Raw genomic sequence first — 24,798 nt, 5'->3', positions numbered from 1 at the left:
ACCGCTGCTGCCGCTCATTCAGATGCGGCAAGATCACCTCGAACTTCGCCGCCAACATCGACCGCACCTCATCCGTGACCGCCATAACAGATCAACGAAACGAAATCAGTCAAGCAACGGCTTGTTCTCTTACGAGCCCGAAAGACCGGTGAATAACGGCCGCCGCGACCAGCTCGGGACGTTCGGCTGGCGCTGAGGGCCGGAAAGACGAGCGGATAACGGCTGCTGCGACCAGCCCGGCGCGTTCGGCTGGCGCTGAGGGCCGCTATGACGGGCGGATAACGGCCGCCAGGACCAGCTCGGCGCGTTCGGCTGGCGCTGGGAGCCGGAAAGACAGGCGGATAACGGCCGCCAGGACCAGCTCGGGGTGGGCGGCTGGTGCTGGGGGCCGGAAAGACGGGTGGATAACGGCCGCTGTGACCAGCTTGAGGTGGGTGGCTGGTGGTGGGGGTTGTTGCGGCGGGTTTGAGATGGCGGTGAGGGCCAGCTGGGTTTTGGCGCGCGCTGCTATCGCCACGGAGCGCGGAACATCGCGGGGCACCGGGACGTACCGTGTGCTCGCACTGACCCCGCAGACCCCGGACCGGACCATCTGCTGGGACCAGCGCCCACCTTGCGGGACGGCCGGGCGCGGGCGCGAGCGCGAGCGGGGCAGCGGGCCGTTACCGGCCGCTGCCGCTGCCCCGCCTGGCCAGCCCTCAGCCGTCCGCCCACCGCAGCGGACCCTGGCCCCCGAGCCACACCATCGCCCGCGGCGCCACCCGGCTGGTGGTCAGGTGGGGAGCAGGGTGAAGACGCCGAGGCGTTGGGTGGGGCGGGTCAGGGCGACGTACAGATCGTTGGCGCCGCGCGGGGAGTCGGTCCGGATGCGGTCCGGGTCGACGACCACGACGGTGTCGAACTCCAGGCCTTTGGCCTGGGCGACGGTGAGCAGCACGGCCCGGGCCTCCAGATCCGGCAACAGACCGGTGGTCAGCTCGGGCCGGGCCTCCAGGTCCGGCGACAGACCTGTGGTCAGTTCGGGCAGGGCCTCCAGGTCCGGCGACAGGCCGGTGGTCAGTTCGGGCAGGGCCGCGGCCAGGGCGGGGCGGTGGCCGGTGGTCAGTTCGGGCAGGGCTGCGGCCAGGGCGGGGCGGTGGCCGGCGGGGGCGATCACCGCGAGGCGGCCGTCGCTCATCGAGGCTATTTCGTACGACACCCGCGCGACCAGGTCGGCCATTGTGCCGGTGGCCTCCCACGGGTTCACTCCCGTCGAACGGACCGGGCGGGGTGGGGTGATCGCCGGGTCGGCAGTGGCCAGGACCCGCCGGGTGTACTCCATGATCTCGGCCGGGGTGCGGTAGCTGACCGTGAGCTCGGCCAGTCGCCAGCGGTCGGCGACGTAGTCGGTGAGCACATCCGACCAGCTCTTCGGCGCGCCCAGGGCACCGGACTGGGCGAGGTCGCCGACGACCGTCATCGAGCGGCTCGGGCAACGGCGCATCAGCAGGCGCCAGGCCATCGGGGAGAGTTCCTGCGCCTCGTCGACGATCACGTGGCCGAAGACCCAGTCCCGGTCGGCGGCGGCGCGCTCGGCGGTGGACCGGAACTCGCGCTCCTCCAGGCGTTCGGCGAGCATGTCGGCCTCCATGACGTCGGCGATGTTCGGGATCGCGGCTTCGTCGTCGTCCTCCAGTTCGTAGGACTTCGAACCGGCCGTGATGTCCAGGACGCCCTGCGCGTAGGCGAGGCGTCGCGCCAGGTCACGGGCGGCGGCGGCGCGGATCGCACGGTCGTCCTCGCCGAGGAGTTCGGCAGCCTCGTCGAGCAGCGGCACGTCGGCGGGCGACCAGGCACCACCGGGGTCACGGTGGAGCAGGCGGCACTCGGCGGGAGTGAGCAGCGGCTGCGCGGGCGCCTGGCTCACCGGGGTGGGCGGGTCGGTGCTGAGGGCCGGGGGCGCGGCGGCGCGGGCCAGGGCGCCGGGTGAGGCGTACAGATCAGTCAGCAGTTGGGTGGGGGTGAGCAGCGGCCACAGGGAGTGGAGAGCGGCCTGGACCGACGGGTTGGCGGCGAGGTCGGAGCGGATGTCGGCCAGGTCGGTGGCGTCGAGGAGGTTCGGGGAGGTGAGCGCGTCGGCCTCGCCGAGCGGGTCGTCCCAGAACGGGTCGGCGCCGATCCGGTCGGCGACCTGGGCGGCGAGCGCGTCGAGGACGCCGGCCGTGAAGATCGGGCGGGCCAGGTTGTGGCGGAGACCGGAGGCGCGGGCGCGTTGCCGGGCCGGTTCGCAGTTCGCCGCGGTCAGGTGCAGCACGTGCCGGTCGACCTCGATCTCCCGCGGGTGGCCGGGGACCCGCTGGCGGTCGCGGACGGCGGCGGCCAGGAACGCGGTCATCACGGACCGGCCCTTGATCTCCGCGACGTCCGGGGGTTCCGGCCGGCGCGCGGTCAACCCCGGGAAGAGGTCGCCCGGGGTGGCCAGCAGGACGCCGGTTTCGGCGAGCGACGGAAGGACCTGGGAGATGTAGCGCAGGAAGGTGGCGTTCGGACCGACGATCAGGACGCCACGGGCGGCGAGCTGCTCCCGGTACGTGTAGAGCAGGTACGCGGCGCGGTGCAGCGCGACCGCGGTCTTGCCGGTGCCCGGGCCACCCTGGACGACCAGGACACCACCGGGCTCGGAACGGATCACCCGGTCCTGTTCGGCCTGGATGGTCTCGACGATGTCGCGCATCCGGCCGGTGCGGTTCGCGGCCAGCGCGGCGAGCAGGGCCGCCTCGCCGACCAGGGAACGGTCGGTGGCGGCGGCCAGGTCGAGGATCTCGTCGTCGAGCTCCACGACGGTGCGGTCCCGGGTGCGGATGTGGCGGCGCCGCGTGACGTCGTGCGGGGTGATCGCGGTCGCCACGTAGAACGGGCGGGCGGCCGGGGCACGCCAGTCGACGAGCAGCGGGTGGTCGCTGTCGTGGATGCCGATCCGGCCGATCCGCAGGCGGTCGCCGTCGCGCAGGTCGAGGCGGCCGAAGCAGAGGCCCTGCTCGACGGCCTCGTACTGGGCGAGACGCTCGGCGTACCGGTAGGAGGCGGCGTCGCGCTGGGAGCGGGCCTCAGGGGTGCCTCCGGCGTGGTGCTGCGTCTCGGTGAGACGGGCGCGGAGCTGGTCGCGGAGTTCGTCGAGGCGGCGGTAGATCACGCTGAGCTGGGATTGTTCCTCGGCGAGACTTGACAGACTTGACACCCGGGCCTCCAGGGTTTAATCTGAATATGGGTTTTTCGGCCTTGCTGCCATTAAGGCAGTGACAATTGCCTAGCGTATCAGCGCGTGGGTGGTTGAGCCATGCCCTTTCAGCGCGCCGGTCAGCCGGCGCGCTTTTCGCTTTCTCCGCGCGCTTCCGCTCTCCGCGGGAGCCCGGAGCGCTTCCGCTTTCTCCACAGGAGCTTCTCCACAGGAGCTTCTCCGCGGGAGCGCCGGGACCGGGACAGCCGGGTGGGTGAACGGGAAAGTGGCCCGCGGGCGGTGGGTGGGCACTAGCGTTTTCCGGGATGAGGTCTAATCGGGGGCTGCTCTGGTACAGCGCGCTGTGCGGGGCCGGGGTGTTGTGGTCGGGTGGGCTGGTGGTGGCGCTCGCCCTGGGGCATCGGCCGGTTCACTCGGTGGTGGCGGTGGGGATCGCGGCGCTGATGACCGTGCCCGGGTTCGCCGCCGGGATCCTGGCGAACCGGCGCGCCTACCGGACACAGCAGCCGCGACGGCTGTGGAGTCTGGCGTCCTGGGTGCCGCCGCACGTGCCGGTCTGGGCGGCGATCGCGGCCGGGCTGGTCTTCTTCGGGTTCTGGCTGTCGATCGTGCTGGCGTTCGTCGCGCTCGAGGGCAACCCGGAGATGACCGCGGACGGGCAGTACGCCCTCAACGACCATGACCGGGTCGTCCTGGTCACGCCGGAGGTCTACCAGCGGCAGGTCGACCACCAGCAGCAGATCTCGCTGTCGGTGCTGGGCGCGTTCGCGGTCGGCGGCGCCTTCCTCTGCGCCGCCCGCGCCACCGACCACGAGGACGACCCGCACCTGGTCCACGACTGAACCGGTCAGGTGCGGCTGGCGCCGGCTTCGGGGCCGGCGAGGCGCTGGGCCAGCCAGACCGGGACCACCGAGAGCACGATCAGCACCGCGGCGACCACGTTCACCACCGGCGCCTGGTTCGGGCGGAACAGGTTGTTGAAGATCCAGATGGGTAGCGTCGTCACGCCCGGGCCCGCGGTGAACGTGGTCACGATGATCTCGTCGAAACTCAGGGCGAACGCCAGCAGCCCGCCGGCCAGCAACGCCGACCGGATCAGCGGGAAAGTGACGTACCGGAAAGTCTGTAACCCGGACGCGCCGAGATCGGCCGAAGCGTCCTCGAGGTTGGTTCCGGTGCGGCGCAGCCGCGCCAGCACGTTGTTGTACACCGTGACCACGCAGAACGTCGCGTGCCCGACCACCACCGAGAACAGCCCCTTGCCGATCCCGAGGTCACCCATCACCGACCGCCAGGCGCTGTCCAGCGCGATGCCGGTGACGATCCCGGGCAGCGCGATCGGCAGCACGATCAGCAACGACAGCGTGTCCCGGCCGAAGAACGCGAACCGCTGCACCGCGAACGCCACCAGGGTGCCGAGCACCAACGCGATCGCGGTCGCGGCGAGGCCGGCCTGCACCGAGGTGAGCAGGGCCTGACGGGCACCCTCGTTCTCCCACGCCGCCGACCACCAGCGGGTGGTCAGGTCGCGCGGCGGCCACGCGAACGTCCGGTCGCCGTTGAACGAGTTCACCAGCACCAGCAGCAGCGGCACGTAGATGAAGGTCAGCCCGACCGCCATGAACAGGCGCAGCGCCCAGCGCGCCGATCCGGACAGCGTCACAACTCCTCCAGAGCGCCGGAGCGGCGGACCGCGACCAGATAGATCACCATGATGAGCACCGGGACGGTGGCGATCGCGGCGGCGAACGGCAGGTTGTTGGCCGCGCCGATGTTCGCGTAGACCAGGTTGCCGATCAGCTGCGACTTGCCGCCGACGATCTGCACGGTGATGTAGTCACCCAGCGACAACGAGAACGTGAAGATCGAGCCGGCGAACACCGACGGGATCAGCATCGGCAGCACCACCGACCGGAACGTCCGCCCGGCGCGGGCGCCGAGGTCACCGGACGCCTCCAGCAGCGAGTCCGGGAGGCGTTCCAGCCCGGCGCAGATCGGCAGGATCATGTACGGCAGCCACAGGTAGGACAGCACCAGGATCGTCGCGAACAGCCCGTAGCCCGGGGTCGCGCCGAACACCGACTCGATCGGTCCCCCGTTGGCCAGCAGCACCCGCCAGGCGTACGCCTTGACCAGGTAGGACGCCCAGAGCGGGGTGAGGATCGCGATCACCAGCCAGTGCCGGGACCGCGGCCGGGCGACCTTGGCCATGAAGAACGCCATCGGCACCGCCAGCACCACGCAGATGACCGTCACCGACGCCGCCACCCCGAGACTGCGCAAGGTGACGTTGCGGTACACCTGTTCGGTGAGGATGGTCCGGAAGTTCGCCAGGGAGAACGTCCGGACCATCTCGCCGGTGAAGCCGTTCACCGTCCAGAAGGCCGACACCAGCAGCACCGCGAGCGCGCCGAGATACGCGACGACCAGCCACAGCAGGGGTGCGGAGAGCAGGGCCGCCAGGCGCAGGCGGGGATGCCGGTGCAGGAAACTCATCTCAGCCCTTGATCGTCGTCCAGGCCTGGGTCCAGGCCGAGTAGTCCTTGCAGGTCACGTCGGTCCGCCCGTCGACGCACTGTGCGAGCGGGGTGGTCCAGTACCAGACCTGGTCGAAGTAGGACTCGTCGTCGGCGTGGAACGTCGTGCAGTGATGCTTGTCGGTGGTCTGCTCACACGCGAGCTTGTTCGACGGCGCCTCACCGAACCACTCGGCGACCTGGGCGTTCGCCTTCGGCGAGACGATGTAGTCCATCCACCGGTAGCCGCAGTTCGGGTGCTTGGCCTTCGACGAGATCATCCAGGTGTCCGACCAGCCGGTCGCGCCCTCGCTGGGCAGCACCGACTCGACCGGGGCCTTGTCGGCCTTGGCCAGGTTCGCGATGACCTGCCAGGACGTACCGATCACCGAGTTGCCCGACTTGAAGGCCTGCACCTCCTTGGTGTAGTCCGACCAGTACTCGCCGATGTTCTTGTTCTGCTCCTTGAGCAGCGCCACGGACGCCTCGAACTGCTTGTCGTCCAGGGCGTACGGGTTCTTGATCCCCAGGTCGGGCTGGGTCTTCATCAGGTAGAGCGCGGCGTCGGCGATGTAGATCGGCGAGTCGTACGCGGTGATCTTGCCCTTGTACGGCGAGTTCGCGTCGAACACCGCACCCCACGAGGTGGGCGCCGGGGTGACCGTGTCGGTGCGGTACATCAGCACGTTCGCGCCCCGGCCGTGCGGCACGCCGTAGGCGGCCCCGTCGACCGAGTTCCACTGCTTGTTCTTCAGCCCGTCGAAGATGTCCTTGTAGTTGGTGATCAGGTCGGTGTTCACCGGCGCCACGTCACCGCCGTAGATCAGCCGCAGCGACGCGTCGCCGGAGGCCGAGACCACGTCGTAGTCGCCGGTCTTCATCAGCGTGACCATCTCGTCCGAGGTGGCCGCGACCTTGTTGTTCACCTGGCAACCGGTGTCCTTCTCGAACGGGGTCACCCAGTCGACGGTCTTGTCGGTGGTGCCGTCCTCGACGTACCCGGCCCACGAGACGATGGTGACCGAGCCCTCGCCGGCGCCGAGCGCGGCCAGCTTGTCGATCTTCGGGACGGCGAGCCCGCCCGGGCCGGAACCGCTGCCCTGGTCGGAACCACCGCCGCACGCGGCCAGGGTGAGCACACCCGCGGCCAGTACCGCCGTCATCCACCTGCCGTTATGCCCCATCTGAGGGTTCCTTTCGCTCCGGGATCTCGATCACGTGCTCGTCGTGCCAGCTGAGCCGGACCCGCTGCCCCCGCAGCCCGGTGCCCGGGGAACCGTGGCGGTTCTGCTCGACCACGACCACCCGGGCACCGGCTTCCAGGTCCACCACGTAACGGGTCACCGCACCCGCGTAGATCACCTCGGCGACCACACCGGGTGCGCCGGCGTCACCGTCGAACGTGATCTTTTCCGGTCGTACCGACAAAGTGCCCGCGCGGTCGAAGAGCGCCTTGGCCACCTCGCCGGTGAAGACGTTGGAGGTGCCGACGAAGCCGGCCACGAACGCGCTCGCCGGCCGCTCGTAGACCTCCTCCGGGCTGCCGACCTGCACGATCTTCCCGCCGTCGAAGACCGCGACCCGGTCGCTCATGGTCAGCGCCTCGTCCTGGTCGTGCGTCACGAACACGAACGTGATGCCGACCTCGCGCTGGATCGCCTTCAGCTCGACCTGCATCTGCTCGCGCAGCTTGAGGTCGAGCGCGCCGAGCGGCTCGTCGAGCAGCAGCACCTTGGGCCGGTTGACCAGCGCCCGGGCCAGCGCCACCCGCTGCCGCTGTCCACCGGACATGGCGGCCGGGCGGCGCGAGCCGAAATCGGTCAGCCGGACCGACGCGAGGGCCTGCTCGGCGCGCTCCCGGCGTTCCTTGCGCGGCACCTTGCGGACCTTGAGGCCGTACTCGACGTTCTCCTGCACGCTCAGATGCGGGAACAGCGCGTAGTCCTGGAAGACCGTGTTCACGTCCCGCTCGAACGGCGCCAGCCGGGTGACGTCGCGGCCGCCGAGCTCGACCGTGCCGGCGGTGGGCAGCTCGAAGCCGGCGATCATCCGGAGCACGGTGGTCTTGCCGGAACCGGACGGGCCCAGCATCGAGAAGAACTCGCCGTCGGCGATCTCCAGATCGACGCCGGCCACCGCCTCGACGGTGCCGAACGACTTGCGCAGCCCGGTCAGCTTGATCGCGTTCACGCACTCACACTCACGAATCTCGATGCGGTCAGGTCGGAGACATCCGGCTGCCGGTCGGCGCGGAACGCCGGCACGTCGTTGATCAGCACGCCGTCGAAGCGCAGGTCGTTCGCCGCGCGCAGGGCCGCGGCCAGGTCCGGGGTGAAGATCCCGGCCTGCAGGCGGTGGTCACTGTCGTTGGCCAGCGCGATGCCGTCGTCGATTTTCGCGTACGGCGTGACCGTCACGACCGGCCCGAACACCTCGCGGCGGTACACGTCCAGCTCCCGGGGCGGGTCGGTGACCACCGCCGGGGTGAGCAGCGCGTCGCGCCGTTCGCCGCCGTGCACGTCCGCGCCGGCCTCGCGGGCCGCGGCCAGCCAGTCGGCGACCCGGCCGGTGGCGGCGCCCGAGATCAAGGGGCCCACCTCGGTGCACTCGTCGAGCGGGTCACCGAGCCGCAGCGTCGACACCGCGTCCCGGAGCAGCGCGAGCACCTCGGGGTAGACCGCGCGGTGGGCCAGCACCCGCTGGGTGGAGACGCAGACCTGACCGGCGTACGCGAAACCGCCGCGCCGGATCGCGGCGACCGCGCGCGAAAGGTCGGCGCCCGGCTCGATCAGCACCGGGGCGTTCGAGCCGAGCTCCAGCAGCACCCGCTTGCCGGCCGCGACCCGCTGGATCCGGCGGCCCACCGGCACGCTGCCGGTGAACGACACCACGGCCGGGACCGGGTGCTCGACGAGAGGCATCCCGGTCGCCGGGCCGGTACCGGTGACCACCGAGATCCAGTCACCCGGCAGGCCCGCCTCGACCAGCAGATCGACCAGCCGGATCGCCGAGATCGGGGTGAGCTCGGCCGGCTTGAGCACCACCGGGCAGCCGGCCGCGATCGCCGGGCCGAGCCGGTGCGCGACCAGGTTCAGCGGGAAGGTGACCGGGGTGATCGCGGCGACCACACCGGCCGGGTGCCGGACCGTCAGGCCGAGCCGGCCCGGTCCGCTCCGCGACGCGTCCATCGGGACCATCTCGCCGGTCAGCGTGCGCGCCTCGGCCGCGGCGAACCGGAAGGTGTCCGCGCACCGGGCCGCCTCGGCGCGGGCGTCCACGATCGGCGTGCCCGCCTCCCGGGCGACGGTGACCGCGAACTCCTCGGCCCGCTCGGCGAGCATCTCGGCGGCGCGCTCGAGCACCTCGGCCCGGGCGTACTGCGGGAAGTCGCGGCGGGCCAGCGCATCGGCGGCGGCCGCGCAGGCCTCGTCGACGTGCGCGGCGGTCAGTGCGGGCACCCGGCCGACCGGGGCGCCGTCGTACGGGCTGCGCACCTCGATCCACTCGGCGGCGCTCACCGGGCGCCCGCCGATCCGTGCCGGAACCTGTAACACCTGTGAACCTCCCGCTACGTTCCGGTCACCGTAGGGGCAGACATGGGCGGCGGTAAATGGACGCCGGTCCAGTCCTTACGCGACGGCGTTGTGCAGCCGTACAGTCCCGGGATGACGCTGCGTCTGGCCGATGTGCTCGCCGACCCCGACCTGAGCCTGCGGCTGGTCGACGGCGCGCTCGCGGCGCTGAACCGGCCGGTCCGCTGGGTGGCGGTGACCGAGCTGGCCGACCCCCGGCCGTTCCTGTCCGGCGGTGAGCTGGTGCTGACCACCGGGCTGAGCCAGCGGACGGTGCGGGCCCAGCGCGAGTTCGTCGCCCGGGTCGCCGAGGGCCGGGCCGCCGGGCTGGGCTTCGGGATCGGGCTGAGCCACGACCGGATCCCGGGCGGGACGCTCGCCGAGGCGCGGGTGCACGGGCTGCCGGTGCTGGAGATCCCGTACGAGACGCCGTTCATCGCGGTCGACCGGTTCGTCGCCGACCGGATCCTCGAAGCGCAGTACGGCCGGTTCGCCGACCTGCTCGACGAGCACGACACCCTGGCCAAGTCGCTGCTGTCCGGGCGCGGGCTGGGCGCGCTGATCGAGTCGCTGCACCAGATCCTCGGCGCGCCCGCGATGGTCCTCGACGTCTACGGCGGGGTGCTCGCCACCGCACCGTCGAGTGCGGCGTGGCCGGTGGAGCAGATCCTCTTCGCGGCGCGCAGCCCTGCCGCCGGCCGGCGGGATCAGACGTCGATCCTGCCGATCACGGTCGAGGACACCGTGGAGGCGTACCTCTGCTGCCGGCGGCCGCGACGGTCGGCGGACGTCCTGCCGTACGCGGTCTCGCTCGTCGGTCTGGAACTGGCCCGCCGCCGGGCCGAACTCGCCGGCAAACGCCGCCTCGCCGGACAGGTCCTGGAAGACCTGGTCCGTGGCCTGATCGGCGGGCCGGAAGCGGAACGGCGGCTGGCGCCGTTCGGGATCCGCGCCACCGACGAGCACGCGCTGCTGGTGGCGAGCGTGGCCGCGGCCGACGGGCGGCGGCTGCTCGGCGCTCCCCCGCTGACCGGCGCGACCACCGCGGTCGTCGAGGACTGCCTGATCGCGGTCCTCGAGCCGGGACAGCCGGCCCGGGAGGTGGCGATGCTGCTGCACGCCCACCTGAGCCGGCACGGCGACCCGGCCCGGGTCGGCGTCGGCGGCTGGTACACCGGGATGACCGGGCTGCGGTGGAGCTACTACGAGGCGCACGAGGCGATGACCCGCGGGGCCGGGATCAACGAACGCGAGCAGATGAGCCTGTCCGGGCTGCTGCTGGCCAGTGAGGACGTGCCGCTGCGGGACCTGGCCCGGGACGTGCTGCGGCCGCTGCGGCTCTTCGACGCCGAGCACGGCGGGTCGCTCGTCGAGACGCTGCGGGCCTATCTGGACACGAACGGGTCGGTGGCCGCGGTCGCGCAACGACTGATCGTGCACCGCAACACGGTCCGGTACCGGATGGAGCAGATCGAGAAACTGACCGGGCGCTCGCTGGCCGGCACCGCCGACCGGGTCCAGCTGTGGCTGGCCCTGGCCGCCACCCGCCTCGACACCGACTGACCACCCGGACCGCCCGCTCGACCGCGAGCCCTCCGGACCACGGCACGGGCCAGGGTCCTGGCTGGTGCCGCGCTGCGGTCCGGAGCGGGGCGGAGGTCGCGCGAGGCTGCCACGGGACGTGGCTTGTAGCCTGCGGGCGGGACTCCTGTTTCGTACCAAATGGGGGTTTAGCTGAGGTCGGCCAGGAGGTGCTCGATCGTGTCGGTGGCGGCCGGGGTGTAGAGGTGCTCGTCGGTGCGCGGGCAGAGGCCGGTGGCCTGCAAGGCCTGGTGGACGTGGCCGGTGGCGTTGACCACTTCGTAGCCGTGGCCGCTGCGCATCGCGCGGGTGTAGCCGACCAGCAGCACCTCGAGGCACTCGCTGCCGATCAGGTCCACGCCGGCCATGTCGACGACGACCCGGGAGTTGCGGGCCCGGTCGAAGGCCTGCCGCAGCTCACGGCGCAATTCGGCACCGGATTCCCGGTCGAAGTCGCCGTCCAGGTGCAGCACGACGGTCGACCCGGTCTTGCCCGGGTCACGGTGGATCACACAGCGCACATCGCCCATGTCCCCGGTCTACTCGCGCCAGGTGTCCGGGGGCCGAACAGCACGAAAAGAGGACATCCTCCGGAATGAGGGCTGCGTCACGGGACGGACCGGGCGGGACCCGGCCGTCTACCGTGTGGCGGTGGAGATCGAACTCTGGGCGATGGTCGGCGAGCCCGAGGCGCTCGCCCTGGCCGGGCCGGGAGCGACGCTGCTGACCGGGGCCGGCGCCGCCTACGCGGTCGGCTCGGACACCCTCGTGGTGATCGGCGGCGGGGTCTCCGGTGAGGCGCACGCCGCCGCCGAGGAGATGATCCTGCCGGGGCCGTTCCCGGAACTGATCGAGGAGCGGCTGGCCGGGATGCTGCGGCCGGTGGTGCACGCGTTCGCCCGGATGCCGGACGGCTGCCTGGCGCTCGGCGCGGCGCAGGCGACCGAGCTGAGCTACCGCCGCGGCGCGCTGCACGACATCCGGCTGCGGTTCGAGGCGCCGGTCCCGTCCGACCTGCTCGGCCGGGTCCCGCCCGGGATGGACTGGCTGGACCTCGCGGTCGACGACCCGGTCGGCGCGATGGAACGGTTCATCGCCTCCTGGTACGCCGAGATCCCGGAACGGCGGGAGACACCCGCCGCGGCCGGGCTGCCCACCGCGCTCCGGGCCTTCCACCGGGCCGCCGCCGGCCGGCCCGAGGTGTACGGACTGACCTCCCGGATCTACCCGGAGCCGTTCGCCGGCCACCCGGAGGAGCTGATCACCTTCGGCCAGGACGGTGACGGGGTGGTCACCGTGCTGATGGAGCCGGACGGTGACGACCCGCGGGTCTACTACGACGGGCTCAGCGACCGGCTGCTCCCGGAACGCGAACGGCTCAGCCGCTACCTGCTGCACGCCACCCTGGCCCGGGCCGCGATGGACTCCCCGCTCGGCGGGATGGCGTTCGTCGACCGGCCGCAGGCCCGGCGGGTGATCGCCCCGCTGCGCCGGGTGCCGCTGCAGCCGATGCGCTGGCCGTCGCTGTTCTCCCGGTGTTACGCCGGCCCGGGCACGGTCGTGCTGATCGGCGAGGACGACGCGGACTGGTTCGAGATGTACGTCGGGGTCCGCCGCCCCGGCCTGCTGCGCCGGCTGCGCAAGCTCGGCCTGGACTGGGAGTCGTTCACCGACTCCGCCGAGCCCGAGTAGAGCAGCTCACTTTCGCTTCAGCCCCCGGCTCAATCGTCCGATGAATGGGCCATGTCCGCTCCGAACCGCGTCCTGCGCCGGGTACACGGCACCACCGCCGTGGCGCTAGGCCTGCTCGCCTTCGTCCTGGGCTGGTTCGCGATCGGCCTGGTGCACGTCTGGTCGCATCCGATCGTCGGCTGGGTGCCGCTGCCGGTGCTGCCCCTGCTGTTCGCGTACGAGTGCCGGCGGATCGCCCGGACCCCGGAACTGGACCGGGACACCCGCCGGTTCTGGGGCAACCTGGGCCTGTCCAGCGTGGTGCTGGTGATCGGCGTGCTCAGCAACATGGCCGACGCGCTCGGCGGACCGGCGCCGTCGCAGGCCTTCAGCGTCCGGACCGAGCTGATCTTCGGGGTGCTCCTGGCGATCATCATGTGGTCGCTGCTGCGCCTGCCGGCCTGGCAGCGCTCGCGCAGTGACTGGCTGCGGTTCGGCCTGGACACCACCGTCGTCCTGCTCACCGGCAGCGTGCTGACCTGGCACTTCTGGCTGAGCCGGGTCGACTTCGGCGACTCGCCGACGGCCGCGCCGGCCTCGATCCTGCTGATCGTGGTGGTGGCCATCGTCTCGCTGGTCACGTTCATCAAGGTGGCCTTCGCCGGGGCCGGGCAGCTGGACCGCCGGTCGCTGCACCTGCTCTCGCTCGCGGTGGCCCTGTCCGCGGGCACCGCCGGCGTCGCACCGGTGCTGGCCGGCCGGCCCTACCTCAGCACCGCCATGCTCGCCATCTCGGCGTCGCAGTTCATCGGCGTACTGGCCGCGCGCCGGCAGTGGCGGATGCGCGACGCGCCGGCCGCGCCCCGGCCCCGGTCACGGCGGTTCAGCGTGCTGCCGTACATCGCGGTGGCCGCGCTGTACCTGACCGTGCTCGCCATGGAACTGCCGCAGGGCGGGCACGAGGCGGTGATCGCGATGGCCGCGACCGCGCTGACCGTGCTGGTCGTACTACGGCAGATCAGCACGCTGCGGGACAACGCGCAGCTGCTGGACACCGTCGACGCCAGCCTGCGGCAGCTCACCGCGTACCAGAAGGAGCTGGACCACCAGGTCGCCCACGACCCGCTGACCGGCATCAGCAACCGCCCGGCGTACGCCGAACGCCTCTCCGCCCAGCTCGCCGGCGGCGAACCGTTCGTCGTGGTGCTGCTCGACCTGGACGACTTCAAGGTGGTCAACGACCGGCACGGGCACGAGACCGGCGACGCCCTGCTGCAGGCGCTGAGCCACCGGCTGCGTAACAGCCTGCGCACCCGGGACACCGTGGCCCGGCTCGGCGGCGACGAGTTCACCCTGCTGCTGCCCGGTATCGACACCGACGACACCGAGCTGCTGCTGCGCCGGCTGATGGACGCCGTGCAGGAGCCGATGATGCTGGGCGGCCGGGAGATGGCCCCGCGGATCAGCGCCGGGGTGACCCGCAGCGCGGCCGGCGACTCGCCCGAGGAACTGCTGCGCCGCGCGGACGTGGCGATGTACGCCGCCAAGAACGCCGGTGGCGGCCGCTGGACCTGGTTCGACCCGATCATGGACTCCCGCGCGGACACCGACGCCCGCCTCGGCGCCGACCTGCGTCAGGCGATCGCCCGGGACGAGCTGTTCCTGCTCTACCAGCCGATCGTCGAGCTGCCGACCGGCCGCCTGGCCGGGCTGGAGGCGCTGGTCCGCTGGCGGCACCCGGAGCACGGCCTGGTCTCGCCGGCCGACTTCATCCCGCTCGCCGAGCGCAACGGGCAGATCATCGAGGTCGGCCGGTGGATCCTGGCGCAGGCGATGCGCCAGATCGCCGCCTGGCACCACGAGTACGGCCCGGCCGCGCCGGAGAAGGTCTCGGTGAACGTCTCGGCCCGCCAGCTGAACGAGCCGGGCTTCCCGGACGAGGTCGCCGCCCTGCTCGCCTCGACCGGCCTGGACCCGGACCGGCTGGTGATCGAGGTGACCGAGACCGCGGTGCTCGGCACCGGCACCGCCCTGGAGTCGGTCCGCCGCCTCGACGCGCTGGGCCTCAAGATCGCGCTGGACGACTTCGGCACCGGTCAGTCGTCGCTGAGCCTGCTCGTCGACACCCCGGTGAGCTGGCTGAAGGTGGACAAGTCGTTCGTCGACGGGGTGACCGTCGACAGCCCGGAGGCGGTGATCGTGGACGGCCTGATCGGGATCACCCGCGGGCTGCGCATCCAGGCGATCGCCGAGGGGGTGGAGACCGCCGAGCAGGCCGCCCGCCTGCACCAGGCCGGTTACCGGTTCGCGCAGGGCTTCCACTTCGCCCGCCCGATGCCGGACAGCGACGTGGCGCTGCTGCTGGACCGTCTCAGCCATCGAGAATCTCGACAAATTCAACTGATTTAGTAGACAAGGTGGGGGATGCTCGGGAAAACTCCCGGCCATGGATTGGACCATGGCGCTCGCCGGTCTCGGCGTCGGCATCATCGTCGGCCTGACCGGCATGGGTGGCGGCGCCTTGATGACGCCGATTCTGGTGCTGCTCTTCCACGTGAACCCGGTCGCCGCGATCTCCAGCGACCTGGCGGCCAGCGCCGTGATGAAGCCGTTCGGCGGCGCGGTGCACGCCCGGCGCGGCACGGTGAACTGGAGGCTGGTCGGCTGGCTCTGCGCCGGCAGCGTCCCCAGCGCCTTCCTCGGGGTGCTGCTGCTGCGCCTGCTCGGCGACGACGAGAGCGTGCAGCACACCCTCAAGGTCGCCCTGGGCGCCGCGCTGCTGCTGGCCGCCGCCGGCATGCTCCTCAAGGCGTGGACCGCCCGGCGCACCGGAGACGGCCCGCCCGCCGAGATCGTCGTCAGGCCGGTGCCGACCCTTTTGATCGGCATCGCGGGTGGCCTGGTGGTCGGCCTGACCTCGGTCGGCTCCGGCTCGCTGATCATCGTGGCGCTGCTCGCGCTCTACCCCCGGCTCCGGGCCAACGATCTGGTCGGCACGGACCTGGTGCAGGCCGTCCCGCTGGTCACCGCGGCCGCCCTGGGACACGCGTTCTTCGGCGACCTGCACCTGGACATCGCCGGCGCGGTGGTGCTCGGCTCCATCCCGGGCGTGCTGATCGGATCCCGGATCTCCTCGCGCGCCCCGGGCGGACTGGTCCGATCCGCCCTGATCATCGTGCTGCTGGCCAGCTCGCTCAAGCTGTTCGACCTGCCCACCCAGGTGGTCGGCGCGGTGGCCGGCGGCGCGGCGCTGATCGCGATCGGGCTCGGCCTGAGCCGGCGGTACCGCAAGCCCGCCCCGGCACCCGCACCGGACCGCGAGACGATCTCCGCCTGACGGCTTATCGCTCATCTCCCGGCCCCCCGTGCCGATCTGTGACAGGTTGGCGGGGGGAAGGGACCGATGAACGTACGGCAGAAGCTGCTCGCCGGTTACCTGGTGGTGGCGCTCCTGGTGGTGGCCACCGCGCTGACCGCATGGCTCACCGACGCGGCGTCGGCGCGCCGGGCGGCCGCGCTCGAGGCAGCCCAGGTGGCCCGTGGCATCGGCAAGGACATCGCGCTCGGGCTGCCGGTCGACACCCCCGGCGAGGTGATCACCCCGCTGTACGACCACCGGGCGGCGCTCACCAACTTCATCAACCGGCTGCACGACAACCAGCGCCGGGACATCGTCGTGGTGGACACCACGAAGTACATCCTGGGCGACGCGTTGATCGAGAACATCGGCTCGGTCTTCGACCACGACACCGGCGACGAGGTCGGCCGGACCATCGCCGACGGCCGGTCCCGGGTCTTCGTCGAGCAGAGCGTCGACTATCCGCAGGGCATCAAGCAGGTCGTGGTGCAGATGACCCGGGCCAGCGGCGTGGTGGTCGGCGCGGTCATCCTGGAGTACACCCCGCTCTACGAGCAGATGCTGGCCGGCACCCGGCAGGCGCAGATCATCATCCTGTGCACCGGGTCGGTCGCCTTCCTGTCCGTACTCCTGATCGGTTTTCTGCTGGCGACCTCGCTGACCCGGCGGATCACCGCGCTGACCACCGCGGTCCGCGTGATCCGCACCGGGGACTACTCGCACCGGGTGCCGGTGACCGGCGGCCGCGACGAGATCGGGCGGCTGGCCGGCGCGTTCAACGCGATGGCCGGCGAACTGGACCGCTCGGCCCGGGAGATCCTGGCCAAGGAGTACACCGACAGCATCCTGGCCAACGCCGGCGAGGGCATCTGCGGCCTGGACACCACCGGCCGGATCGCGTTCGCCAACGCCGCGGCCGGCCGGATCACCGGGCTCGGCGTGGCCGGCCTGCTCGATCGCGACGCCGCGGAGGTGCTGCCGGAGACGGCCGGGCTGACCGCCGCCACCCGGGAGGGCCGGCTGCAGCGCGCCGACGGCACGAGCGTGACCGTCGAGTACACGGTCAACGCGATCGAGAAGGACGGCCGGACGATCGGCGCGGTCATCCTGCTGCGCGACGTCACCAGGCAGCACGCCCTCGAGTACGACCTGCGCCACCAGGCCCTGCACGACGGGCTGACCGGCCTGCCCAACCGCAAGCTGCTGCTGGACCGCCTGGAGCACGCGCTCACCCGCTCCCGGGCCGCGTCGGAGCCGCTCGCCGTGCTCTACCTGGACCTGGACGGGTTCAAGCGGGTCAACGACAGCCTCGGGCACAACGCCGGTGACCTGCTGTTGCGTACCGCGGCGGAGCGGCTCACCGGTGTGCTGCGGGCCCAGGACACGGTGGCCCGGCTGGGTGGCGACGAGTTCGCGGTGCTGCTGGAGAACGCCGTGCCGGAGGCCGTCGAGCGGGTCGCGCAGGACTGCCTGGACGCGCTGGCCCGGCCGTTCCTGATCCACAACCGCGAGGTGCTGGTCACGGTCAGCATCGGCGTGGTGCCGGACGCGGCCCGCTACACCAGCGCCGACGAGGTGCTGCGCAACGCCGACGTGGCCATGTACGCGGCCAAGGACCAGGGCAAGAACCGCTTCCTGACGTTCGAGAACCGGATGCACGAGCAGCTGCTGAGCCGGCTGGACCAGGAGTCCCGGCTGCGCGACGCGGTGCACCGGGGCGAGCTGCGGATGCACCTGCAGCCGGTGGTCTCGGTGCCGGACGGGCAGATGGTCGGCGCCGAGGCGCTGGTGCGCTGGCAGGACCCCCAGCACGGGCTGCGGCAGCCGGGATCGTTCATCCCGCTCGCCGAGGAGACCGGCATGATCGTGGAGATCGACCGGTGGGTGCTGATGGAGGCCTGCCGGACGATCAAGCAGTGGCAGGACGACGACCCGGCCACCGCGCCGGCCTGGGTCAGCGTCAACCTCTCGGCCGCGCACCTGGAGGTGCCGGACCTGACCGACCGGATCGCGTACGCCCTGTCCACCAGCGGGCTGCCGGCCCGCTGCCTGGTGCTGGAGCTGACCGAGACGATTCTGATGCGCGACATCGCGGTGACCGCGGCCCGGCTCGAGGAACTGCGCGAGCTGGGCGTGAAGATCGCCATCGACGACTTCGGCACCGGGTACTCGTCGCTGGGCTACCTGCGCGACATCCCGGTGGACGTCCTCAAGATCGACCGCTCGTTCATCACCGGGATGACCGGCAACGGGCGCCAGCAGGAACTGGTGAACGCGGTGATCCAACTCGGTCACATGCTCGGCCTGCGGGTGGTGGTCGAGGGCATCGAGGAGGCCGACCAGCTGGCCCTGCTCAGCGTGATGGGCTGCAAGTTCGTCCAGGGCTACCACCTGGGCCGCCCGGTGCCGGCCGACGAGCTGCGGGTGCTCCGGGCGGCGCCCGCCGTGCTCGCCTGAGACGCGGTGCGGCCCGGACTTCACGTTCGCGGCCGGGTTTCCGAAGGCTCACCGGTCTAGGGTGGTAGCGCCGCACCGACGGAAGGGGCCCCACTTGGCATCGCTGCGCGATCGGGCGTACCAGGAACTGCGTCGGCGGATCCTGACCACCGAGCTGGCGCCGGGCGAACGTCTGGTGGAGCGTGACCTGGCGGCGGACCTGGACGTGTCGCGGATCCCGCTGCGCGAGGCGCTGCGCCTGCTGGAGTCGGACGGCCTGGTGCTGCAGGTGCCGCACCGGGGCGCACTCGTCGCGCCGTTCACCCCGGCCGACGTCCGCGACCTGTTCGACGTCCGGGAGTCCCTGGAGGCGCTCGCCGCCCGGCTGACCGCGGAGCGCCGGGACGACGCCGGGCTGGCCCGGCTCCGCGAGCGGCTGAGCGCGGCCCGCACGGCCACCGCGGCCGGCGACGAGGCCGGGATCGCGGCAGCGAACGCCGGCTTCCACGCGGACATCGTCGAGATGGCGGCGAACCCGCTGCTCACCGGCCTGATGCGGCCGCTCGAGGCGCGGACCCACTGGCTGTTCCGGCTGACCGCGCAGCGCGACCCGGCGCGGCAGTGCGCGGAGCACGAGGAGCTCTACGAGGCGATCGAGGCGGGGGCGGCGGAGAAGGCGGCCGCGCTGGCGCACGAGCACGTGGCCAGCGGGCGGGAGACCAGCCTGCGCCTGGCCGAGCAGTGGGCACACCCGGAGGTCGACCCGGCCGCGGTCGCGGCCAAACGCCGGCGCCGCCGAGCGTGAGAAAAGCGGCCCGCCTTGAGAAAAGCGGCCATAAGGAAAGCGGGCCTCGAGAAAGCCGGGCGCAAGGAGTGCCGGCTGGTCCTCAGGGGTGCCTCCGGGGGCCGGAGGCACCCCTGAGGACCAGCCAGGACCAGTGAGCGAGCCGGCCCCGCCCTCCCGGGCTGATCGGGTGAGCGGGGCCGGTGTACCGGGGTGCGTCAGCTCTGGACGAACACCGAGACAGTACGCGCCGGTGCTGTGAACGTGCCGGTCGCCTGGGCGAACGATCCGGTCCGGACCAGCGGGTCGGCGGAGGACCGCTGCACCGGGTGCAGCGCGATGCTCTTGCCGGCCAGCGCCGGGACCGTCTGGGTGGCGGCCGCCGCGGTGGAGTTGAAGACCACCGTGATCGACTTCCACTGACCGCCGAGGCCCCGGGCGTCCAGGGTCATGGTGATCACGCCGGGCGTCTCGCCGGCGCCGGAGAGCGGGAACGCCAGCCGGCCCTGTACCTGCTTCGCGGTGGCCAGGCCGAACACCGGCGAGGACTTCCGGATCTTCAGCAGCTCCTGGTAGCGGTTGTCGGCCAGGGCGATCGCCGCGCAGTCCGCCTTCAGGGCCGGGTCGGCGAGCAGGGGCTTGGCGTACGGCCACTTCGACTGGTTGTCGGGCGCCGGTGGCAGGCCCTTGCCGAAGCCGTTGCCCTTCGTGCAGTCCCACTCGACGGCGTTGAACCAGTCCCCCGAGTTGAACGAGTTCCGGTCCAGGGACTTGGAGCGGAGCCGTTCACTGCCGGCCGCCACGAAGCCGACGCCCTGACCGAGCACGGTGGTGGCGAGCGCCACCGACTGTGCCCGGGCCCGGTCGGCCGCCGAGGTGGCCTGCGGGAGCTTGTAAGCGAGTGCGTCGTAGAGGATCTCGTTGTCGTGCGCGTCGACGTAGGTGATCGCCTCGTCCGGCGCGGCGGTGTATCCCGCGGGTGCGCCGTTGTAGTCGATCTGTGCCCCGGTGACCGTCGACCCCGACGAACCGGTGAACGAGTAGTCAGCGAGGTTGCCGGTCAGACCGACTTTGATCAGATCCTGGTAGTGCAGGAGCCGCTCGCGTTGCGACGCCGTTGTGCCGTTCACCGGGTCGCCGTTCGGCTGGTCCGCGAGACCCGAGGCGAAGCCCTGCACCCGCGGGTTCTCGTCGAACGGGCCACCGCCACGGACCGCGTCCCGGAGCCGGTCGTTGAACGTGCCGATCCCGGTGCCGGCCATCTCGGTCTGGCTCGCCTGCACGAAGCGGGCGTTGTTCGCCACCTCACCGAAGTTCCAGCCCTCGCCGTAGACGTAGATGCTCTTCCCGTCCACGCCGTCACGCGCGAGGGTGAGCCGGTCCAGCGCCTTGCGGACCGCGAGGATGTTCGCCTTCGGGTGGTGACCCATCAGGTCGAACCGGAAACCGTCCACCTTGTACTGCTTGGCCCAGGTGACGATCGAGTCGACGACCAGCTTGCCCATCATCGCGTTCTCCGGCGCGGTGTTGGCGCAGCACGTCGAGGTGGCCACCGAGCCGTCGGCGAGCAGCCGCTGGTAGTAGCCCGGCACGATCTGGTCGAGCACCGACTTGTCGTCGACACCGGCCGCCGAGGTGTGGTTGTAGACGACGTCCATCACCACGCGCAGGCCGGCCTTGTTGACCCCGGCGACCATGGAGCGGAACTCCTTGGTGCGCTGGGTGGGGTCGACGGCGTAGCCGCCCTCCGGGACCGTGTAGTGCAGCGGGTCGTAGCCCCAGTTGTAGCCGTCCGTGCCGGCCACCGCCGCGATGCAGGCCTGCTGCTGATCAGAATCGGGCGGCAGGGCGGCCAGGTCACAGGCGGGCTGCGCCTGGTCGGCCCGGTTCTCCGGAATGGTGGCGAAGTCGAACACCGGGAGCAGGTGCAGGTGGGTGACGCCCGCGGTGGCGAGTGCCGCGAGGTGCTTCGTCGCCGCGGTCTTCTGCGTGAACGCCGCATAGGTGCCGCGCTCGTTCGCCGGAACGGAACTGTCCGAGATGGAGAAGTCCCGTACCGAAAGCTCCTGGATCTGGATCTTCGCGGGTGTGACAGCGGCCGGTTTCTTCAGGGAACTCCACCCGGCGGGCGCCAGGGCCGGATCACCGAGATCGAGGAACCGGCTCTGCTGGGAGTCGGTGGAGAGCGCTACCGAGTACGGGTCGGTCACCGACGCGGTGACGACCTTCTGCGCGGCCGGCTGCCACGCGGTGACCCGGAACTTGTAGTCCTTGCCGTACCAGCTCTTCTCGCCCTTGATCGACCAGATGCCGGTACGGTCGTCGCGGGTCATCGGCTTGACCGCGTCGCCCAGCTCCAGCTCGACCTTGCTCGCGGTCGGCGCCCAGACCGAGACCGACGGTTTGCCGGCGGCGAACACCGGACCGAGATCCGCACTCGCGGCGGAAGCGTAGACATCGTCGAGGACGCCCGCCGTCTGCACTCCCGTCGCGGCAAGCAGCTTGCCGGCCGCATCCCGCTCCGTGACGACGACCTGTCCGCGCAAGATGTCGGCGATGTGCCGCGCGTTCACCGTGAACGCGCCGTACTGCCACAGGTGCGGGAACGCCGCCCGCTGCGCCTCGGTCAACCCGTTGCGCCGCGAGCTGAGCCGCGTGCTCTGGTAGGAACCGGTCAGCTCACCGTCGGCCACCCCGATCCCGCCGGTCGCCGACCAGACCAGGTCGTAGACCTTGCCGTCGGTGCCCGCGTCGACCTCCTGCAGCGTGGTGCCGGTGCCGGTCTGCCAGGCGATCGTCGAGCGGTCCATCCAGACCGCCGACTCCTTGGACAGGTCCGTCGAGCCGCCACCGCCCGCGGTCTTGACCAGCGGCAGCAGCCGCTTCTCCTGACCGCCGAGCAGCCACACCTCGTGGCTCGACTCGCTGAACGTCAGGCGCTGGTCAGTGGGCAGGTCCTTGGCGTCGCCGTTGTGGATGATGTAGCTCAGCCCGGCCGCGCCGTTGGCGAGCGGCACCTGGAAGACCGCGCCGAACGCGTCGAACCGGGCCGGCTTCAACGGGCTGCCCCAGTCGGTGCCGGTCGCCGCGCCGTCCCAGACGTGCAGGCCCCAGCCGTCGTAGTTGCCGTCCGCCTTGCGCCAGTGGATGACCGCTGTCGACGTGTCCTGCGCCGGGTCGGGCTGACCGGTGGCGGCCTGCCGCGACGGGTAGACCGCGGTGTCGCCCTGCTTGATCCACACTTCCGGTGTCGTGCTCGGATCGAGCGTCCGGTCCGCGTCGGTGTCCTTCACGCCGTCCTTGCTGACCGCGATGAACCCGACGCTCTTGGCGTTCGGCGCGAGCTTGACGTAGGCGAACCGCCCGAACGAGTCCTCGCCGACGAACGGCTGCCCGGCAGGCCACGTGGTGGACATCGACGGGTCGACGTCGCCCCAGGTGTAGAGGCCGTAGTCGTCGTAGCCGCCGGCCGGGCGCTGGTAGTGCACGATCGCGTAGTCCACGGTGGACGCCGCGGCCGGGGTGCCGACGGTGATGCTGGTCGAGGACGACGCGAGCCGCCCCAAGCTGTCTCGCACCACCGCTTTGTACTTCACCGGGGTGCCGCCGGCCAGCCCGTCCAGGTCGTGGTAGATCCGGTACGGCGCCTTGTCGGCGGTGCCGAGCAGCTCCCACCTGCCGGTGCCGACCTGCGCGGCGAAGGTGACCGTGGCGAGCGGGTCGCCGGTGGTCGTGGCCACCAACTCGGTCCGGGTCGCGACCCGGTCGCCCGCCTTCGGCGTGCTGATCGTGACGGTGGGCGCGGCAGTCGGCACGGGCAGGGTCACACCCGATTTGAGTACGACGGTGGACAGCGCCGGCACGGTCACCGTGATCTTGCCGGTGCCGTCCGCGGTGACCGGGGCCGCCCCGCCGTACAGGCCGGTGAAGGTGGCGCCGGGTGACGAGGTGGCGAAGCTGACCGTCTGGGTGGTGGTGGCGCTGTTCGCGGCGACCACGTACTCGGACCGCTTGGCGCGGTCCAGCCGGGACACCGCGAAGACGCCCTGGCCCTCGGCCGCGTACCGGGTCAGCTGCACGCCGTTCACCAGCGCCGGGTGCGCCTTGCGCAGCTTCGCGAGCGCGGCGATGGCCTGGTAGAGCGGGTGCGTGGTGGTGTAGTTGTCGACCGCGTGGGTGCGGTCGGTGCCGATCAGGTCGTCGTCCAGGTAGTCCGCGCTCTTGCTGGCGAACATGTCCTGGCGGGCGTCCTTGTCACCGCCCGGTCCGGTGAAGCCCTGCTCGTCGCCGGAGTAGACGACCGGCTGGCCACGGGTCAGGAACATCAGCTCGTGGGCGAGCTGATCCCGCTTGAGCTGGGTGTCGGCGGTCGAGGCGGCCGCGATGAACGAGCCGATCCGGCCCATGTCGTGGTTGCCCAGGAACGTCGGCAGCCGCTCGGCGCTGGTGCTCTGCGTGGTGTAGAGGTCGTCCTTGGCGTAGACGTCGGCGAGCCCGGTCGCGGCGCCGGCTCCGGTGACGAACGCCTGCGCGGCGGCCTGGAACGAGAAGTCCAGCGTGGCCGGGAGCTCACCCTGGCGTACATAAGAGGATTCGATCTCCTGGTCGGCGCTGTAGACCTCGCCGAACATGAAGAAATCCTTCTTGCCCGCCCGGTCGGCGGCCTTGGTGATCCCGGCGGCGAACTGCGGCCAGAAGTCCATGTCGGTGTGCTTGACGGTGTCCAGGCGGTAGCCGTCGATGCCGGTGCTGGTGATCCAGTCGGCGTAGATCTTGGTCATGCCCTTGACCACTTCGGGACGCTCGGTCCACAGGTCGTCGAGGCCGAAGAAGTCGCCGTACTCGCTGTTCTCGCCGGAGAACGTGGAGTCACCGCGGTTGTGGTAAATGTTCACGTCGTTGAGCCAGGCCGGGGTCTTGGCTTTCTTGTCCTTGGCATCGACGACCGGCGTGTAGGGATATGACGTGCCGTCCACTGACGGGAAGCCGTTCTTGCCGGTCGCGTAGTTGCGGTCCTCGAACGGCTGGCCCTCGGTGTCGGTGTACGGCGACGCCGTCTTGTCGACGTACGTGTACTTGTTCTCGGCGTATTTGATCACGTCAGCGGTGTGGTTGACGATGATGTCCAGGTAGATCTTCATGCCCCGCCGGTGTGCGAGCGTGACCAGCTTCTTCAGGTCCGCGTTCGTACCGAAATGCGGGTCGACCTGGGTGAAGTCGGTGATCCAGTACCCGTGGTAGCCGGCCGAGACGTCGGTGCCGCTGCCCTGGACCGGACGGTTCTTGAAGACCGGGGCGAGCCAGATCGAGGTGGTGCCGAGCCCCTGGATGTAGTCCAGTTTCTCGATCACGCCCTTGAGGTCGCCGCCGTGGTAGAAGCCCTTGTCGGCCGGGTCGTATCCGGTGGACAACCGGTCACCGGTGAGACCGCCCTTGTCGTTGGACACGTCGCCGTTGGCGAACCGGTCCGGCAGGACGAAGTAGTACTGCTCGTTGGTCGCGGGCTGGTCGGAGCCCCAGTTCGCGACGACGGACGCGCTCGGCTCGGCCGGGGCGGCGGACGCCTCGGCGGCCGGGACCGCGATCAGCGGGAGGAGAAGGCTGAGCAGCGCGGCCCCCAGCCGCGTTTTACTCGATGCCACGGGTGCACCTTCCGATTCGGT

General features: G+C 71.2%; 16 protein-coding genes. 8 read left to right on the top strand and 8 right to left on the bottom strand.

Annotation, left to right across the window (positions count from 1 at the left end):
• Window positions 1–196 (top strand): hypothetical protein (locus ADL15_RS55630; RefSeq protein ID WP_232344339.1); only part of this gene is annotated, 196 nt, incomplete at its 5' end.
• A gap of 576 nt (window positions 197–772) precedes the next feature.
• On the opposite strand, the gene ADL15_RS26510 is transcribed toward ADL15_RS55630, so the two are convergent.
• Complete coding sequence (locus tag ADL15_RS26510; protein ID WP_157441611.1) at window positions 773–3,217, bottom strand: HelD family protein; 2,445 nt, start codon at window positions 3,215–3,217, stop codon at window positions 773–775.
• Between the two features lie 305 nt (window positions 3,218–3,522).
• On the opposite strand from ADL15_RS26510, the gene ADL15_RS26505 reads away from it, so the two are divergent.
• The gene (locus ADL15_RS26505) at window positions 3,523–4,059 is read left to right on the top strand and encodes a hypothetical protein (protein ID WP_067696810.1); all 537 of its coding nucleotides are present in this window, start codon (window positions 3,523–3,525) and stop codon (window positions 4,057–4,059) included.
• Window positions 4,060–4,064: 5 nt separating this feature from the next.
• Here ADL15_RS26505 and ADL15_RS26500 read toward each other — a convergent pair whose 3' ends face one another.
• From ADL15_RS26500 to ADL15_RS26480, 5 genes are read right to left on the bottom strand one after another with little or no spacing between them, the layout of a single operon-like run.
• Complete coding sequence (locus tag ADL15_RS26500) at window positions 4,065–4,880, bottom strand: ABC transporter permease (RefSeq protein WP_067696807.1); 816 nt, start codon at window positions 4,878–4,880, stop codon at window positions 4,065–4,067.
• Window positions 4,877–5,713, bottom strand: coding sequence for an ABC transporter permease (locus ADL15_RS26495; protein WP_067696804.1), 837 nt, complete (start codon window positions 5,711–5,713; stop codon window positions 4,877–4,879). Before ADL15_RS26495 ends, ADL15_RS26500 begins: the two co-directional genes overlap by 4 nt.
• A 1-nt stretch (window position 5,714) precedes the next feature.
• Window positions 5,715–6,896 (bottom strand): ABC transporter substrate-binding protein, encoded by a 1,182-nt coding sequence (locus ADL15_RS26490; protein WP_198171017.1) that lies wholly within the window; start codon window positions 6,894–6,896, stop codon window positions 5,715–5,717.
• Between the two features lie 10 nt (window positions 6,897–6,906).
• Window positions 6,907–7,923: an ABC transporter ATP-binding protein gene (locus ADL15_RS26485; RefSeq protein WP_198171016.1), complete on the bottom strand. Its 1,017-nt coding sequence runs from the start codon at window positions 7,921–7,923 to the stop codon at window positions 6,907–6,909.
• A complete protein-coding gene (locus ADL15_RS26480; RefSeq protein ID WP_232344338.1) occupies window positions 7,920–9,287 on the bottom strand; it encodes an aldehyde dehydrogenase family protein in 1,368 nt (455 codons plus the stop codon). Before ADL15_RS26480 ends, ADL15_RS26485 begins: the two co-directional genes overlap by 4 nt.
• Window positions 9,288–9,398: 111 nt before the next feature.
• Here ADL15_RS26480 and ADL15_RS26475 point away from each other — a divergent pair, with 111 nt between their 5' ends.
• A complete protein-coding gene (locus tag ADL15_RS26475) occupies window positions 9,399–10,868 on the top strand; it encodes a PucR family transcriptional regulator (RefSeq protein ID WP_067696763.1) in 1,470 nt (489 codons plus the stop codon).
• A gap of 167 nt (window positions 10,869–11,035) precedes the next feature.
• Here the strand turns inward: ADL15_RS26475 and ADL15_RS26470 are convergent, their stop codons facing one another.
• The gene (locus tag ADL15_RS26470) at window positions 11,036–11,416 is read right to left on the bottom strand and encodes an STAS domain-containing protein (protein ID WP_067696760.1); all 381 of its coding nucleotides are present in this window, start codon (window positions 11,414–11,416) and stop codon (window positions 11,036–11,038) included.
• A 121-nt stretch (window positions 11,417–11,537) separates the two neighbouring features.
• Between ADL15_RS26470 and ADL15_RS26465 the strand changes: the two genes are divergently transcribed.
• The 5 genes from ADL15_RS26465 to ADL15_RS26445 all read left to right on the top strand — a co-directional run bounded on the left by ADL15_RS26465 (window position 11,538) and on the right by ADL15_RS26445 (window position 19,156).
• Entirely contained in the window at window positions 11,538–12,578 is a 1,041-nt protein-coding gene (locus ADL15_RS26465) for a hypothetical protein (RefSeq protein WP_232344337.1), read from the top strand.
• Between the two features lie 51 nt (window positions 12,579–12,629).
• Window positions 12,630–14,966 carry a putative bifunctional diguanylate cyclase/phosphodiesterase gene (locus ADL15_RS26460; protein ID WP_067696754.1) on the top strand — a complete coding sequence of 779 codons (2,337 nt, stop codon included), beginning with the start codon at window positions 12,630–12,632 and terminating at the stop codon, window positions 14,964–14,966.
• 37 nt (window positions 14,967–15,003) lie between these two features.
• Window positions 15,004–15,894, top strand: a complete 891-nt coding sequence (locus tag ADL15_RS26455; RefSeq protein ID WP_067696751.1) for a sulfite exporter TauE/SafE family protein — start codon at window positions 15,004–15,006, stop codon at window positions 15,892–15,894.
• A gap of 66 nt (window positions 15,895–15,960) precedes the next feature.
• A complete protein-coding gene (locus ADL15_RS26450; protein WP_067696746.1) occupies window positions 15,961–18,372 on the top strand; it encodes a putative bifunctional diguanylate cyclase/phosphodiesterase in 2,412 nt (803 codons plus the stop codon).
• Window positions 18,373–18,466: 94 nt separating this feature from the next.
• The gene (locus ADL15_RS26445) at window positions 18,467–19,156 is read left to right on the top strand and encodes a GntR family transcriptional regulator (protein ID WP_067696743.1); all 690 of its coding nucleotides are present in this window, start codon (window positions 18,467–18,469) and stop codon (window positions 19,154–19,156) included.
• 197 nt (window positions 19,157–19,353) lie between these two features.
• On the opposite strand, the gene pulA is transcribed toward ADL15_RS26445, so the two are convergent.
• Window positions 19,354–24,777, bottom strand: coding sequence for a pullulanase-type alpha-1,6-glucosidase (pulA, locus tag ADL15_RS26440; protein WP_067696740.1), 5,424 nt, complete (start codon window positions 24,775–24,777; stop codon window positions 19,354–19,356).
• Window positions 24,778–24,798 lie beyond the last annotated feature (21 nt).

Source organism: Actinoplanes awajinensis subsp. mycoplanecinus (genome assembly GCF_001509495.1).
In the GTDB taxonomy this organism is placed as follows: domain Bacteria; phylum Actinomycetota; class Actinomycetes; order Mycobacteriales; family Micromonosporaceae; genus Actinoplanes; species Actinoplanes palleronii.
Note: the sequence above shows the minus strand (reverse complement) of the source record. Positions and strands in the feature narration are given on the sequence as shown.